General features: G+C 61.2%; 15 protein-coding genes. 8 read left to right on the top strand and 7 right to left on the bottom strand.

Annotated features, from left to right (window positions below):
* The first annotated feature begins 19 nt into the window (after positions 1–19).
* From JNB85_RS03510 to JNB85_RS03495, 4 genes are read left to right on the top strand one after another with little or no spacing between them, the layout of a single operon-like run.
* Positions 20–1,108: a fatty acid desaturase family protein gene (locus JNB85_RS03510; protein ID WP_220332989.1), complete on the top strand. Its 1,089-nt coding sequence runs from the start codon at positions 20–22 to the stop codon at positions 1,106–1,108.
* Positions 1,109–1,129: 21 nt separating this feature from the next.
* The gene (locus JNB85_RS03505) at positions 1,130–1,444 is read left to right on the top strand and encodes a MocE family 2Fe-2S type ferredoxin (protein ID WP_220332988.1); all 315 of its coding nucleotides are present in this window, start codon (positions 1,130–1,132) and stop codon (positions 1,442–1,444) included.
* A gap of 8 nt (positions 1,445–1,452) precedes the next feature.
* Positions 1,453–2,679 carry an NAD(P)/FAD-dependent oxidoreductase gene (locus JNB85_RS03500; protein WP_220332987.1) on the top strand — a complete coding sequence of 409 codons (1,227 nt, stop codon included), beginning with the start codon at positions 1,453–1,455 and terminating at the stop codon, positions 2,677–2,679.
* A 33-nt stretch (positions 2,680–2,712) separates the two neighbouring features.
* Positions 2,713–3,516, top strand: a complete 804-nt coding sequence (locus tag JNB85_RS03495; protein WP_220332986.1) for a 3-methyl-2-oxobutanoate hydroxymethyltransferase — start codon at positions 2,713–2,715, stop codon at positions 3,514–3,516.
* Positions 3,517–3,552: 36 nt separating this feature from the next.
* Here the strand turns inward: JNB85_RS03495 and JNB85_RS03490 are convergent, their stop codons facing one another.
* Both JNB85_RS03490 and JNB85_RS03485 read right to left on the bottom strand, forming a co-directional pair.
* The gene (locus tag JNB85_RS03490) at positions 3,553–3,864 is read right to left on the bottom strand and encodes a type II toxin-antitoxin system RelE/ParE family toxin (protein WP_220332985.1); all 312 of its coding nucleotides are present in this window, start codon (positions 3,862–3,864) and stop codon (positions 3,553–3,555) included.
* Positions 3,861–4,106 (bottom strand): type II toxin-antitoxin system ParD family antitoxin, encoded by a 246-nt coding sequence (locus tag JNB85_RS03485; RefSeq protein ID WP_220332984.1) that lies wholly within the window; start codon positions 4,104–4,106, stop codon positions 3,861–3,863. The genes JNB85_RS03490 and JNB85_RS03485 overlap by 4 nt, the downstream gene beginning before the upstream one ends.
* A gap of 154 nt (positions 4,107–4,260) precedes the next feature.
* On the opposite strand from JNB85_RS03485, the gene JNB85_RS03480 reads away from it, so the two are divergent.
* The 4 genes from JNB85_RS03480 to nadC all read left to right on the top strand — a co-directional run bounded on the left by JNB85_RS03480 (position 4,261) and on the right by nadC (position 8,643).
* Positions 4,261–5,157 (top strand): NUDIX hydrolase, encoded by an 897-nt coding sequence (locus tag JNB85_RS03480; RefSeq protein WP_220332983.1) that lies wholly within the window; start codon positions 4,261–4,263, stop codon positions 5,155–5,157.
* Positions 5,158–5,229: 72 nt separating this feature from the next.
* Positions 5,230–6,201 (top strand): quinolinate synthase NadA, encoded by a 972-nt coding sequence (gene nadA / locus JNB85_RS03475; RefSeq protein WP_220332982.1) that lies wholly within the window; start codon positions 5,230–5,232, stop codon positions 6,199–6,201.
* Complete coding sequence (locus JNB85_RS03470) at positions 6,198–7,742, top strand: L-aspartate oxidase (RefSeq protein WP_220332981.1); 1,545 nt, start codon at positions 6,198–6,200, stop codon at positions 7,740–7,742. Before nadA ends, JNB85_RS03470 begins: the two co-directional genes overlap by 4 nt.
* Before the next feature lies 1 nt (position 7,743).
* Positions 7,744–8,643 (top strand): carboxylating nicotinate-nucleotide diphosphorylase, encoded by a 900-nt coding sequence (gene nadC, locus JNB85_RS03465; RefSeq protein ID WP_220332980.1) that lies wholly within the window; start codon positions 7,744–7,746, stop codon positions 8,641–8,643.
* Positions 8,644–8,663: 20 nt separating this feature from the next.
* Here the strand turns inward: nadC and JNB85_RS03460 are convergent, their stop codons facing one another.
* From JNB85_RS03460 to JNB85_RS03440, 5 genes are all read right to left on the bottom strand, one after another.
* Positions 8,664–9,158 carry a VOC family protein gene (locus JNB85_RS03460; protein ID WP_220332979.1) on the bottom strand — a complete coding sequence of 165 codons (495 nt, stop codon included), beginning with the start codon at positions 9,156–9,158 and terminating at the stop codon, positions 8,664–8,666.
* A gap of 72 nt (positions 9,159–9,230) precedes the next feature.
* On the bottom strand, positions 9,231–10,490 hold the full coding sequence (locus tag JNB85_RS03455; protein ID WP_220332978.1) for an ABC transporter substrate-binding protein: 1,260 nt from the start codon (positions 10,488–10,490) through the stop codon (positions 9,231–9,233).
* Between the two features lie 26 nt (positions 10,491–10,516).
* Positions 10,517–11,617, bottom strand: coding sequence for an ABC transporter ATP-binding protein (locus JNB85_RS03450; RefSeq protein WP_220332977.1), 1,101 nt, complete (start codon positions 11,615–11,617; stop codon positions 10,517–10,519).
* 3 nt (positions 11,618–11,620) lie between these two features.
* On the bottom strand, positions 11,621–12,559 hold the full coding sequence (locus JNB85_RS03445; RefSeq protein ID WP_220332976.1) for a carbohydrate ABC transporter permease: 939 nt from the start codon (positions 12,557–12,559) through the stop codon (positions 11,621–11,623).
* Positions 12,556–13,452, bottom strand: a complete 897-nt coding sequence (locus tag JNB85_RS03440; RefSeq protein ID WP_223216406.1) for a carbohydrate ABC transporter permease — start codon at positions 13,450–13,452, stop codon at positions 12,556–12,558. Before JNB85_RS03440 ends, JNB85_RS03445 begins: the two co-directional genes overlap by 4 nt.
* Positions 13,453–13,560: the final 108 nt, after the last annotated feature.

Raw genomic sequence — 13,560 nt, 5'->3', positions numbered from 1 at the left:
AACTGGTGAGGAGGAAGGCATGGCTGGCGAGGCAACAAAGCGCGATTACAGCCTCTTGGGGGAGAGCGGCAGGACGGCGATCGAAACCGGTCTCGCGGCCGCGGAATGGTATCATACCGATATTGCCCGCAAAGAGATGAAGGTGCTGATGCAGCGCTCCGACCATCAGGCGATCCGCGATACAGGCCTCTGGCTTGGCAGCATGCTCGGGTTCGCTGCCCTCAGCATCTATTTCTGGGGCTCTTGGTTCGCCGTGCCCTTCTTCCTCGCCTACGGCGTACTCTACGGCTCGGCCTCCGACAGCCGCTGGCATGAATGCGGCCACGGCACCGCCTTCAAGACGCGTTGGATGAACGATGTCGTCTACCAGATCGCCTGCTTCATGATCATGCGCAATCCGGTGACCTGGCGCTGGAGCCATGCCCGCCACCACACCGACACCGTCATCGTCGGCCGCGACCCCGAGATCGCCGTCATGCGCCCGCCGGATCTCCTCCGCCTGACCCTGAATTTCTTCGGTATTCTCGATGCCTGGCATGCCGTCATCGACATGGTCAGAAATGCCGCCGGCGTCATCAGCGCGGCTGAGAAGATCTTCGTTCCTGAGATGGAGCAGCCGAAGGCGATCCGCATCGCCCGCATTTGGCTTACGATCTACCTCGTCACCATTGCGCTCGCGTTTTACCTCGGTTCGATCCTGCCGCTGATGCTGATAGGTCTGCCGCGCCTCTATGGCGCCTGGCATCACGTGCTGACCGGCCTCCTGCAGCATGGTGGGCTTGCCGACAACGTCATCGACCATAGGCTCAACAGCCGCACGGTCTACATGAACCCGATCAGCCGCTTCATCTACTGGAACATGAACTATCACGTCGAGCATCACATGTTCCCGATGGTGCCCTATCACGCGCTGCCGAAGCTGCACGCGATGATCAAGCATGACCTGCCGGCACCCAATCCATCGATCTGGTCCGGCTACAAAGAGATGATCCCCGCCTTCCTGCGCCAGCTTCGCAACGAAGACTATTTCCTGAAGCGAGAGCTGCCGGCGACGGCGAGGCCCTATCGCGAGGAATTCCACGCCGACCTGGCGCCTGCAGCCCAATAACAGGATCGAAGGAGGAAAAAGATGAGCGGAAACTGGATCGAGGTTTGCGGCAAGGACGAGATCGACGAGGAGGATGTCATACGCTTCGACCATGGCGGGCGCACCTTTGCGGTCTATCGCAGCCCGGATGACGCGTTCTTCGCCACCGACGGGCTCTGCACCCATGAGCAAGTCCATCTCGCGGACGGACTGGTCATGGACGAGATCATCGAATGTCCGAAGCATAATGGCCGCTTCAACTACAGGACAGGCGAGGCCAAGGGGGCACCCGTCTGCGTCAACCTGAGGACCTATCCCGTCAAGATCGAAGACGGCGCCGTCTTCATTGCGATCTGAGGCACGTCATGACCCATTTCGTGATCATCGGGGCAGGAGAATGCGGGGGGCGTGCTGCCTTTGCACTTCGGGAAAAGGGGTTTGACGGCGAGATCACGCTCGTCGGTTCCGAACGGCACCCGCCTTATGAGCGGCCACCGCTTTCCAAGGACGGGCTTTCGGGCAGCATCGATCCGAGGTTCATAGCCGCACACGAGGCTTATGCTGCAGGCAATATCCGCCTGTTGACCGGAGTAACAGCGACCGGCCTCGACGCTACCGCCTATAGGGTCGCGCTGTCGGATGGCAGCCACCTTTGCTATGACAGGCTGCTTCTTGCAACCGGTGCCAGCGCCCGCGACTTCCCGAATGCGCCCGCCGACAGCAGGCATATCCGCTCGCTGCGAACCCATTATGATGCAGTGACCTTGCGCGCCATGCTGCAGCCCGGCAAGCGGCTTGCCGTCATCGGCGGCGGCTTCATCGGTCTGGAGGTCGCGGCAACCGCGCGTCAGCTCGGCGCCGATGTGGTCCTGATCGAAGGGCTGGAGCGGGTGCTGAAGCGCGGCGTTCCAGAGGATATCGCGCATCTCATCAGCGAACGTCATCGCGCCGAAGGCGTCGACCTGCGCTGCGCCACGTCCATCGAAGCATTGACCGAACAGAACGATAGGGTCGTCATCCGGCTTTCGTCCGACGAGACGATCGAGGCCGATTTGGCCCTTGTCGGCATCGGCGCGCGGCCGAATGTCGAAATCGCGGAGGCCGCGGGGCTTGCAATCGACAACGGCATTGCCGTCGATGACCGGCTGCGCACCTCCGCACCCGATATCTTTGCCGCCGGTGACTGCTGCTCCTTTCCGCTGGCGATCTACGGCAGCCGGCGGGTGCGGCTGGAATCCTGGCGTAATGCGCAGGAGCAGGGCACGCTTGCCGCCGCCAATATGCTCGGCGCCAACGAGGCCATGTCCGCCGTACCATGGTTCTGGTCGGATCAATATGACATGACATTGCAGATTGCCGGGCTTACCGAGGGCGCTGTGGCCCTTCTGCGCCGCGATCTCGGCACGGGGGCCTTCATCCTTTTCCATCTCGATGCTGAAGGGCGCCTCCTTGCTGCAAGCGGCATCGGTCCGCGCAATGCGGTTGCCCGCGATATCCGCTTGGCGGAAATGCTGATTGCCGCGCGCGCCCATCCCGATCCCGCCGCGCTGACCGCCAGCAACGTCAAGCTGAAGACCCTGCTCGCCGCCTGAAAACGCCCGCATGCTGATCCAAAGGATACTGCGATGAAAAAACATAATCGCGCCACGGTCGCCGATCTGCTGGCGCTCAAGGGAAAGCGTCAACTCACCATGCTGCGCGTCACCTCGCTCGAAGAGGCGGAAGCGGCCGAAAAGGCGGGCATCGACATGGTCTCGGTGCCGCCCGCTTTGCTGGGACCGGTCTTTCGCGAAGCCGCACCCTCTGCCTTTGCCATCCCTGGCCTCGAATATGGCGATCATGTCTCGGCGGACGAGTACATGCGCGAGGCCTTCAAGGTTCTGAAGGCGGGAGGTGACGCCGTCTATTGCGCGGCTAGCCTGCAGACCATCCGCCGCATGCGCGACGAGGGCATACCCGTCTGCGGCCATGTCGGCCTAATCCCGTCGAAGGCAACCTGGACCGGCGGCTTCCGCGCCGTCGGCAAGACGGCGGCAAGCGCCTTCGACGTCTGGCGCCAGACGAAGGCGCTGGAAGAAGCAGGCGCCTTTGCGGCCGAGATCGAGGTCGTTCCAAGCGACGTAGCAGCGGCGATTTCCAACAACACGTCGATGCTAATGATCTCTATGGGAGCCGGCCGTGGCTGCGATGTGCAATATCTCTTTGCCGATGACGTGCTCGGCTCCAACCGCGACCACACACCGCGCCATGCCAAGGTCTATCGCAACTTCGCCGCCGAATATGATCGGCTGCAGCGCGAACGTGTCGCGGCCTTCAGTGAACTGGTCGAGGATATCCGCTCCGGCGTCTATCCGGAAAAGCGCCACCTCGTCGGCATCGACGAGGCCGAGTTGCGCAATTTTCTGCATCGGCTGGAAGCGGAGAGGTGAGAGCCTGCGGGTCGCCGTTCATGCGGAAAAACGCCGTCAATGCAAAGGCGTCTCACCAAGCCGCGCTTCCACATCCATGCGCTTGTGCAGGATACGGACGATACCGGTTCGGCCGTCTTGGAGCACTCGATAGAACAGGAAGTGCGAATTGACGGCGAGCTTAAACACGCCGGGCCAGAGATCGTCGATCGGCCGTCCGCTCCTGGCGCCTGATCCCAGACCTTCGCAGGCGTTGCGAATATCGTCGATATAGCGCTCCGCCTGTTCCTGGCCCCAGTTGTCGAAGGTGTAGTCCCAGATATCGTCAAGATCTGCGACGGCGGCCTTGGAAAGGACGTGGCCTTTCATTTCGTCCGGGTCCGGCGTTTCCGGTCGAGGAATGCGTCGAATTCAAAATCTTCGGCTTGGCCGCTATCGATACCAGTGCCGATCGCGTCGCGCAGCGCTTTCACTTTGGCCTCGTGCTCTTCCAGAAGCCGCAGGCCGGCACGAATGACCTCGCTCGCCGAGCCGTAGCGGCCTTCACTAACCTGCCGTTCGACAAAGCCTGCAAAATGATCACCCAAAGCAACGGATGTGTTTTTGGACACGAAAACCTCCTCGTCGCTACCAATATATACCAAACTTTGGTAATCCTCAATTCAACGCGACGCTCTTTGCTGGGGAGGGTGCGAGCCTGTGATTGGCATCGGTGCCGCCCTGTGTCAGAGAATAGATCCATCAGGAACAAATTCTCAGGCGCCGGTGACGATAGGCTTTGCCCATGCGGAATTGATCGCGGTTCTTGTCGCTGTGACGGGCGACGAGCCGCGCGTCATGACGATCCGTAACGGCGATGCCCTGCCGTCAGGCCCTTTCGAAATGGGTCATCGCACGCTGCAATCGGGTCTGCGTGAATGGATCCAGGAGCAGACCGCCCATCCCGTTGGCTTTCTCGAGCAGCTTTACACTTTCGCCGACCGCGACCGGAACAACGATATCCAGGGCGGTCGCACCATTTCGATCAGCTATCTCGGCCTCGTCAACGAGCAGTCAGGCGCCGGCCGGCCGGGCTGGCACGGCTGGTATGAATATTTCCCCTGGGAGGATCATCGCGATGGGCGGCCGGAAATTCTTGATGAACTGATCGCGCGGCTGCGCCTATGGGCCGATGCCGACCCCGTCAGGCGCGAATACCGTCATCGCCGCGCCGACTTCACCTTCGGCCTCGATGGCGGCGGCTGGAACGAGGATCTAACGCTGCAGCGCTACGAGCTGCTCTACGAGGCAGGCCTCGTTGCCGAGGCCGGCTGCGGCAAGGCCGACAGTCTCGGCCGGCCGATGTTTGCCGACCACCGGCGGATTCTCGCGACCGGCATTGCAAGACTGCGCGCCAAGATCAAATATCGCCCGGTCGTTTTCGAACTTATGCCCGAAAGCTTCACCCTTCTGCAATTGCAGCGGGCCGTCGAAGCTCTGGCCGGCCTGACGCTGCACAAGCAGAACTTCCGCCGCCTGATCGAAGCGCAGGAACTGGTGGAAGAAACCGGGGAGGCGACGAGCGAGACCGGCGGCCGGCCGGCCAAGCTTTTCCGCTTCCGCCAGACCATTCTCGAGGAGCGCGCGCTCGCCGGAACGAAATTACCGCTCTCCCGCAATTGACATATGCTCACTGTGAGAATATCTCTAGCGCGCATGATATGCTCAAATCGAGCATAATTGATGGAGCCGGCCATGAACCACGTTGCATCCGCGTCTTCCCTCTATGATCGCGTCAGCCGCGTCATTCCCAAAGCCGAATGGCTGACTTTTCAGGACGATGTCGATGCGATCCTGGAACTGAAGCGCAAGCGCAATGCCGTCATCCTCGCGCATAATTACCAGACACCGGAGATCTTCCATGGCGTGGCCGATATCGTCGGCGACAGCCTCGCTTTGGCGCGCAAGGCCATCGAGGTCGATGCCGACGTGATCGTGCTGGCCGGCGTGCATTTCATGGCCGAGACGGCAAAGCTCCTGAATCCGGACAAGACCGTGCTGATCCCCGATCTCGGCGCCGGTTGTTCGCTTGCCGAATCCATCACGCCAGAGGACGTGGCGCTGCTGCGCCAGGCCCATCCGGGCGTTCCCGTCATCACCTACGTCAACACGTCCGCAGCCGTCAAAGCCGCCTCCGATATCTGCTGCACGTCTGGCAATGCCAAGAAGGTGGTCGAATCGCTCGGCGTGCCCAGGGTGCTGATGATCCCGGACGAGTATCTTGCTCGGAATGTCGCCAAGGAAACCAATGTCGAGATTATCGCCTGGCACGGCCATTGCGAGGTGCATGAGCTATTTACTGCCGAGGATGTACGCCAACTGCGGGAAAACCATCCCGGCGTGACGGTGCTTGCCCATCCCGAATGCCCGCCGGATGTCGTTGCTGAGGCTGACTTCGCCGGCTCCACCGCCGTCATGTCCGATTATGTCGGGCAGAAGAAGCCGGCCCGTGTCGTGCTGCTGACCGAATGCTCGATGAGCGATAATGTCGCCGTGCACCATCCCGATGTCGAATTCATCCGCCCCTGCAATCTCTGCCCGCACATGAAGCGGATCACGCTTTCCAATATTCGCGCGGCACTGGAGGAAAATCGCCACGAAGTGACCGTCGATCCCGCGGTCGCTGTCGCTGCTCGCCGGGCTGTCGAGAGGATGCTGGCAATATGAGCGAGATTGCTGACCAACTCACCGGCCGCACCGTCATCGTCGGCAGCGGCCTTGCGGGACTGATGACGGCACTGACGCTGGCGCCCGAGCCCGTTGTCATCGTCACCCGTGCGGCTCCCGGCGCTGAAACGTCGAGCGCCTGGGCGCAAGGCGGCATTGCCGCCAGTCTCGGCGCCGATGACTGCGCCGAGTTGCATCTGGCCGATACGCTCGCTGCCGGTGACGGGCTTTGCGATCCCATCGTCGCTGCCGGCATCGTCGCCGATGCGCCGGCAGCAATTGCCGCGCTGGAGCGGGCAGGGGTCCGCTTCGACAAGACGGCGAATGGCAGTTTTTCGCTGGGGCTGGAAGCGGCCCATAGTCGCCGCCGTATAGTCCATGCACAAGGCGACGGCTCGGGTGCCGAAATCGTCCGCGCCTTGGTCGCAGCCGTTATCGCAACACCCTCCATCACCGTGCTCGAAGGGCTGGAGGCCCGCCGTGTCCTGACGGATAAGGACGGCGTCACCGGCCTCGCCTGCGCCGGCAAGGATGGCACCCTCATCCTACCAACACGGCGGATCGTGCTGGCAACCGGCGGCATCGGCGGGCTCTATGATGCGACGACCAATCCGACCGGCAATTTCGGGCAGGGCATCATGCTTGCCGCGCGCGCCGGCGCGGAGCTTGCCGATATGGAATTCGTGCAGTTTCACCCGACTGCACTTGATTCCCGCCGCCGGCCACTGGCGCTGGTGAGTGAAGCGGTGCGTGGTGAAGGCGCGGTGCTCGTCAATGAGAGCTGCGACCGCTTCATGGCCGGCGTGCCGGGCGCTGAATTGGCGCCGCGCGATGTTGTGGCCCGCGCCATCAGCGCCGAACTCGCACGCGGCGGCAAGGTGTTCCTCGATGCGCGGGGGGCTCTTGGCAATCGTTTCGCCGCCCGTTTCCCCGTTATCGACGCGCTCTGCCGGGAGGCCGGCATCGATGCCTCGCGTCAGCTGATCCCCGTGCGTCCTGCCGTTCACTATCATATGGGCGGAGTGGCGACCGATGCTGCCGGCCGCAGCACCGTTGCCGGGCTCTGGGTTACCGGCGAGGCTGCATCGACAGGGCTGCATGGGGCAAACCGGCTCGCCAGCAATTCACTGCTGGAAGCCGTCGTCATGGGTATGCGTGCCGCGCGCGATATCCTCGCCCTCCCAAGCGAAAAACCCGCAATGCCTGAAGCCCGAAGAACACTGCCGGCAAGAGCCGATGCCACCCTGGTCAAGCCGATCGTCTCGCGCCATCTCGGCGTGCTGCGCAATGCAGCTGCCATCCACGGCGCGGTTGCAAGCCTGCTGCCGCTCGTGGAAGGAGAGGGACCGGCTTCCGATCCTGCGATCGTCGCGCTGTTGATTGCCGTTTTCGCCAGCCTTCGGGCAGAATCGCGCGGCGCCCATGCGCGCACCGATTTTCCGCTGAAGCGGGCGGAAGCCGTGCGGCGGAAAATGACGCTGACTGACGCCCTCGAGATTGCCCGGGCGACCGCTTCCCATCCCCTTGCAAGGAGTGCCTGAGATGAACCTCGCTTCCCTTCCGCGCGTCATTGTCGAGCCCTTGGTGCGTGCCGCCCTTGCCGAGGATCTCGGCCTTGCCGGCGATATCACCTCGGCAGCGGTCATCCCGGAAGAACATCGCTCGACGGTCGTCATGGCCGCCCGTCAGCCGGGCGTGGTCGCCGGCCTCGATGCCGCAGAGCTCGCCTTCCAGCTCGTCGATCCCGCCATCACGCTGCGCCGGCATCTGCCCGATGGAGCAGCCGTTGAGCCCGGCAGTGTGATTGCCACCATTGAGGGTCCGTCGCGCGGCCTGCTGACGGCCGAACGCACGGCCCTGAACTTTCTCGGTCATCTCTCCGGCATCGCCTCTGTGACGGCGGGCATCGTCGCGGCGATCCGCAACACCAGAGCCTCTGTCGTCTGCACCCGTAAGACGACACCAGGCCTGAGGGCATTGGAAAAATGGGCCGTGCGGGCCGGCGGCGGGATGAACCACCGCTTTGCGCTTCATGATGCCGTGCTGATCAAGGACAACCACGTCGCCATTGCCGGCAGCGTGGCAGAAGCGATCCAACGTGCCAAGGCCGGCGTCGGCCATATGATCAAAATCGAAGTGGAGGTCGACACGCTCGAGCAGTTGCGCGAGGCGATGGGCGAGGGGGTCGATGCCGTCCTCCTCGATAACATGACGCCCGATCAGCTTCGTGAGGCCGTCGGCATCGTCGCCGGCCGCGCCATTACCGAAGCCTCCGGCCGCGTGACGCCGGCAACGGCACCGGCCATTGCCGCCTCGGGTGTCGATTTGATCTCGGTCGGCTGGCTGACACACAGCGCACCGGTGCTCGATATCGGCCTCGATTTCCTAGATGCTGCCTCCGAACGTGCGACGCCATTGCCCCGGGTTGCCCAAGCCTTCTGACCGACCCAGCCGACAAGGCCTCAAGCCGGCTCGCGCCGGGGTTGGGGCTCCATGTCCGAGTTGAATTCGAGAAGCTCGATCATGACGCCGAGATCCTTCACGGTGTCGTAATAGGCGTAGCGCCCGTGGCCGCCGTCGAATTCACCCCGCTGCAGGAGACGATGTCCCTTATCTTCGAGGTAACGATTGCGGTTCGTCAGGTTCTTGGTCTTGAAGGCGATGTGGTGACAGCCGGGACCCCTCTCTTCCAGGAGGTCGCGCCAGGCGCTCTTTTCCGGACCAGGCTGCAGGAATTCCACGTCAATATTGGCGAATTTGAACATGATGATGCGGCAGCCGACTTCGGCAGGCTTGCCATCATAGATCGCCTTGGCTTCTTCGGGATCGGCAGCCTTGCCCTCGGCGGGAACAGGCTTGCCGGTCAGGTCGGAAAACCAGCGGGCGGACTTTTCCACATCGTCCGTGACGAAGCAGATCTGCATCACGGCATCTTCATCAAGCAAACGCTTGTCCATCAAACTCTCCATTTTGAGGGCGGCAGGAGGGGACGGTCCGACCATCTGAAACGGACCGCCCTCCGGAAAGGATCAACCAAGGATGGTTTGGTAATTTTCCTTGATCTTGGAGATCGCGTCATCGACACTCATGTTCGGATCGCTCCAGAAATTGAAGACGACGTCCCAGATCGAATTTTCCCAATCAGCATCACTGATTGCATGTGGATTCTGCACCTGATGCTTGGGATCGGCGAGGATCTTCAACACCTCCTTCGAGCAGGCATCGAGACTGTCCTGCGGCGCATCGAGGCGCACAGGTGTGGAGCCCTTCGCCGTGGCGAATTCCGCCTGCACGTTCGGGTCGACGACGATCGAGGCAAAGTCGAGCTCGGCCTTGTCTTTGTCCGCGGGCTGGCCACCGAGCAGGCCCCAGCTATCGACGGTCGCAACCACAGCCTTGGCGCCAGGTATCTGGATGCAGCCGAAATCCTTGCCTGCCGTCTTGCCGGCCGCCAGCCACTCACCCTTCATCCAATCGCCATGGATCTGCATCAGGGCCTTGCCGGTGATGACGAGATTGGTCGTCAGATTCCATTCGCGGTTGGCCGAGCCCATATCGGCTGCCTGCTGGAACTTGCGCAGATATTCGAAGATCTGCTTGAATTCCGGCGTGTCGAAGACGGCCGGATCGGGCTTTTCGCCATAGATCCTGTTGAAGAAATCCGGTCCGCCGATCGTTGCCGCCAGTGCGTGGGTGAGGTAGCCCACCTGCCATTGCTGACCGCCGACGGCGAGCGGAATAATACCTGCCGCCTTGATCTTATCGAAATCGGCAAACATCTGATCGAGCGACGTCCAAGCGGCCGGATCGACGCCGATCTTCTTGGCCACGTCCATGTTGTAATAGACCATGCCGTCGATATGCAGCGCCGTTGGCACCTTGATCACCTTATCATCGACGACCATGGAATGGGCAACCGCGTCAGGGTATTTGTCCGGATAGCCATGCTCCTTGAAGAAATCTGTCAGCGGCCGGCCGAAGCCCTGTTTGGTGAGGTCCCGATAGACGCCCGGGTTGGACTCCATGAAGAGGTTCGGTGGATTGCCGCCGGCGACCAGGTTCATCAGGTTGACGTTGGAGCCGGTGTCATGGGGAATGGCGATGTCGGTCCAGGTGTGACCCTTGGCCTCCAGGTTCTTCTTCAAGACGTTCAGCGCTGCCACCTCCGGAGGCGCGGACCAGGTGTGGTAGATCACCAACTCGGTTGCGTTTGCGGTAACGGGCGCGGCCATGGGGGCGGCGCCTGCAAGCAATGCGGCTGTGATGCCGGCAATAATCCTGTTCATCATTTCCATTCCTCCCATCGGTTCTTCATTCACAATCGCAACCCGGTCTCAGCACTAAAGACATTCGCCTTGCCGCGCGGAAATTCTGCTCGCACCGGCTGTCCCGGCCTAAAGCCGGCGGCGCGATCGGGATCGACGCGCAGTGCCAGAAGCTCTTCGCCGAAGCCGAGATAGGCGGTCGCATCAGAGCCGGTGCGCTCGGCTTGGCGCAGCGGCAATTCGAAGCTGGCCGCGGGATTAAAAATCGGCTGTTCGGCAACGACAAAATGCTCCGGCCTTAGGCCGACAACGACCTCCGCACCGCTTTCCGGCTTCTTCGAAAAGGCATAGTCGCCAAGATCAATGGCATCTCCCGTATCGAAGCCCGCCTGGACGCTACCACCGTTTACGGTCAGCCGAGCCTTGCGCAGGTTCATCGCCGGTGCACCAATAAAGCCGGCGACGAAGAGATTGGCGGGCCTGCCGTAGATCTCGTCCGGCGTGCCGAACTGCTGGATGACACCGCCATCCATGACGGCGATCCTTGTTGCCATGGTCATCGCCTCGATCTGGTCGTGTGTGACATAGACGACGGTCGGCTTCAGCGTGTCGTGCAGCTTCTTGATCTCGAGTCGCATTTCCGTGCGCAGCTTCGCGTCGAGGTTCGACAGTGGCTCGTCGAACAGAACAACGCCCGCTTGCTTGACGAGGGCGCGGCCGATCGCGACGCGCTGGCGCTGGCCACCAGACAGCTGACCCGGCTTGCGGTTGAGCAGCGGCTCGATCTGCAGGAGTTTGGCGGCCACAGTGATGCGGCGCTCAATCTCGGCCCGGTCGAGCTTGCTTGCCGCCAGCCCGAACTTCAGGTTCCCGTAGACGGTCTTGGTCGGATAGAGCGCGTAGGACTGGAAGACCATGGCAAGGCCGCGATCCCTGGGATCCAGATCGGTTACGTCGCGCTCACCGATCATGATGCGCCCATCGCTAACCTCCAGAAGCCCAGCAAGCAGGTTCAAAAGCGTGGTCTTACCGCAGCCGGACGGCCCGAGCAGCACGAGGAAATCGCCGTCATCAACCGAGAGGTTCAGGTCGTTCAGGATCGTTATGGCGCCGAAAGACTTGACGATATGTTCGAAGGAAACACGCGGCATGGATCAACCCTTGATCGCGCCGGCGGTAATTCCCTGAACGAAGAATTTGCCGACGAGGAAATAGATGACGAGGGGTGGAATGGCGGTCAAAAGCGCCGCCGCCATATTGTCGTTATAGGCAACGACGCCAGTCGAAACCGTGATAAGATTAGCGAGGATGACCGTCATTGGCTGTGTTCCGAGACCCCCGAAGGTGACGCCAATCAGATAGTCGTTCCAGATCGAGGTGATCTGCAGGATAAGCACGACGATGAGGATATTGCCGGACATCGGCAGGATGATTTCAAAGAAGATCCGCCAGAAGGAGCCGGAATCGATGATCGCCGCGCGCATGATCTCCTGGGGAATATCCTTGTAGTAATTGCGGAAGATCAGCGTCAGCACCGGCATGGCAAGCACGGCATGGACTGCAGCGATCCCCCAGAGCGTGCCATAGATGCCGACCGTCGCGGTGATGCGGATCAGGGGATACATGATCACCTGGAAGGGTACGAAGGCGCAGATGAAGAGCAGGAACAGGAAGGCATTGGCCCAGCGCACGTTCCAAAGCGCCAGCGCATATCCGGTTACGATCGACAGCCCGATCGAGAAGATAAGCGAGGGAAAGAGGATCAGCACCGAATTCCAGAAACCGACCTTCAGCCCGTTGCAGTTGATGCCCGAGCAGGCCTTGTTCCAGGCATGGTCCCAGGCCTCCAGCGTCCAGACATGCGGCAGCGAGAAGATTGCCCCCTCGCGGATCTGGTCCATTGTCTTGAATGAGGTGACGACGACCACATAGAGCGGCACACAGAAGAACAGCGCGCAGATCGTCAGAAGCACAAGAATGGCGATGGAGCGGCCCGGAATGCGCTTCTTTTTACGTGGAAAGAAAGGACCTGCCGGGCGCGGCGAGGCATTCACGGCATCTTGAAGTGTCGCGGCCTGCGTCAGCATGTTCATCTCGCACCTCCATTCGCACGACGCTGCTGCCAGGCAGTGATCAATACGAGGGGCAGGAAGATGGCCGCGGTGATGACGAGCATGGTGATGGCCGCTGCCGAGGCGTAACCGATATTACTCTTGGCCGAGAGCGCATTGATGGTGAAATAGGCCGGCACCCAGGTCGAATTGCCAGGGCCGCCATTGGTCATGGCGACGATCACGTCATAGGCCTTGATGACGCCGAGCGAGAGCAGGATGGCGCAGGTGATGAAGGTGAACTTCATCATCGGAATTACGATTTCGAGATAGAGGCGAAAGAAGCTGACGCCATCGAGGCGAGCCGCACTCCAAATCTCTGTATTGATCGATTTCAGGCCCGATAGCATCAGGGCCATGTAGAAACCCGAACTCTGCCAGATCGTGGCGAGAATGATGGCATACATGGCCGTGTCCGGGCTTGCCAGCCAGTTGAAACTGACAGAGGTGAAGCCGAGCCCATGCAGAAAGTTCTCGAGCCCGAGCTGCGGATTGAAGATCCAGCGCCAGGCAGCGCCCGTGACGATCAGCGATACTGCCAGCGGATAAAGGAAAACCGTGCGAAAAAAACTTTCGCCGCGCCATTCGCGATCGATCATCGCCGCAAGGACAAAGCCGAAGACAATCGCAAGCGCACTGCCGACGCCGAGGATGATCAAGTTCTGGAGCGAGATCGTCCAGCCGGTGTCGTTGAACAGACGTTCGTATTGGCGGGTCCATTCGCTCCAGTCGATATCATATTCTGGAAGACGCCGGCTTCGCGTCAACGACAGCCAGACGGTCCAGCCTATGGCACCGATAAATGCGACAAGGGTGACGGCGACAGCCGGCGCGAGAGCCAGCTGGGGCGCCATCCTGCTCCAGCGTAACTGCATCACTTCCTCCCGAGACCGGCACTCCCACACCGATCGCTGCCAGAAATAGGCTTGTATTATCGTTAAACTATGATCAAAATTCGCCCGAGGTCAACAGGCGTTTTTCGC

Source organism: Rhizobium mesosinicum, assembly GCF_019511345.1.
In the GTDB taxonomy this organism is placed as follows: domain Bacteria; phylum Pseudomonadota; class Alphaproteobacteria; order Rhizobiales; family Rhizobiaceae; genus Rhizobium; species Rhizobium mesosinicum.
This window is presented reverse-complemented; position numbering and strand designations above follow the sequence as displayed.

Excerpts from the sequence above, each read along its gene's own strand:
- JNB85_RS03510 (WP_220332989.1), top strand. The coding sequence starts at position 20 with ATGGCTGGCGAGGCAACAAAGCGCGATTACAGCCTCTTGGGGGAGAGC.
- JNB85_RS03505 (WP_220332988.1), top strand. The coding sequence starts at position 1,130 with ATGAGCGGAAACTGGATCGAGGTTTGCGGCAAGGACGAGATCGACGAG.
- JNB85_RS03500 (WP_220332987.1), top strand. The coding sequence starts at position 1,453 with ATGACCCATTTCGTGATCATCGGGGCAGGAGAATGCGGGGGGCGTGCT.
- JNB85_RS03495 (WP_220332986.1), top strand. The coding sequence starts at position 2,713 with ATGAAAAAACATAATCGCGCCACGGTCGCCGATCTGCTGGCGCTCAAG.
- JNB85_RS03490 (WP_220332985.1), bottom strand. The coding sequence starts at position 3,864 with ATGAAAGGCCACGTCCTTTCCAAGGCCGCCGTCGCAGATCTTGACGAT.
- nadA (WP_220332982.1), top strand. The coding sequence starts at position 5,230 with ATGAACCACGTTGCATCCGCGTCTTCCCTCTATGATCGCGTCAGCCGC.
- JNB85_RS03470 (WP_220332981.1), top strand. The coding sequence starts at position 6,198 with ATGAGCGAGATTGCTGACCAACTCACCGGCCGCACCGTCATCGTCGGC.
- nadC (WP_220332980.1), top strand. The coding sequence starts at position 7,744 with ATGAACCTCGCTTCCCTTCCGCGCGTCATTGTCGAGCCCTTGGTGCGT.
- JNB85_RS03460 (WP_220332979.1), bottom strand. The coding sequence starts at position 9,158 with ATGGACAAGCGTTTGCTTGATGAAGATGCCGTGATGCAGATCTGCTTC.
- JNB85_RS03455 (WP_220332978.1), bottom strand. The coding sequence starts at position 10,490 with ATGATGAACAGGATTATTGCCGGCATCACAGCCGCATTGCTTGCAGGC.
- JNB85_RS03450 (WP_220332977.1), bottom strand. The coding sequence starts at position 11,617 with ATGCCGCGTGTTTCCTTCGAACATATCGTCAAGTCTTTCGGCGCCATA.
- JNB85_RS03445 (WP_220332976.1), bottom strand. The coding sequence starts at position 12,559 with ATGAACATGCTGACGCAGGCCGCGACACTTCAAGATGCCGTGAATGCC.
- JNB85_RS03440 (WP_223216406.1), bottom strand. The coding sequence starts at position 13,452 with ATGCAGTTACGCTGGAGCAGGATGGCGCCCCAGCTGGCTCTCGCGCCG.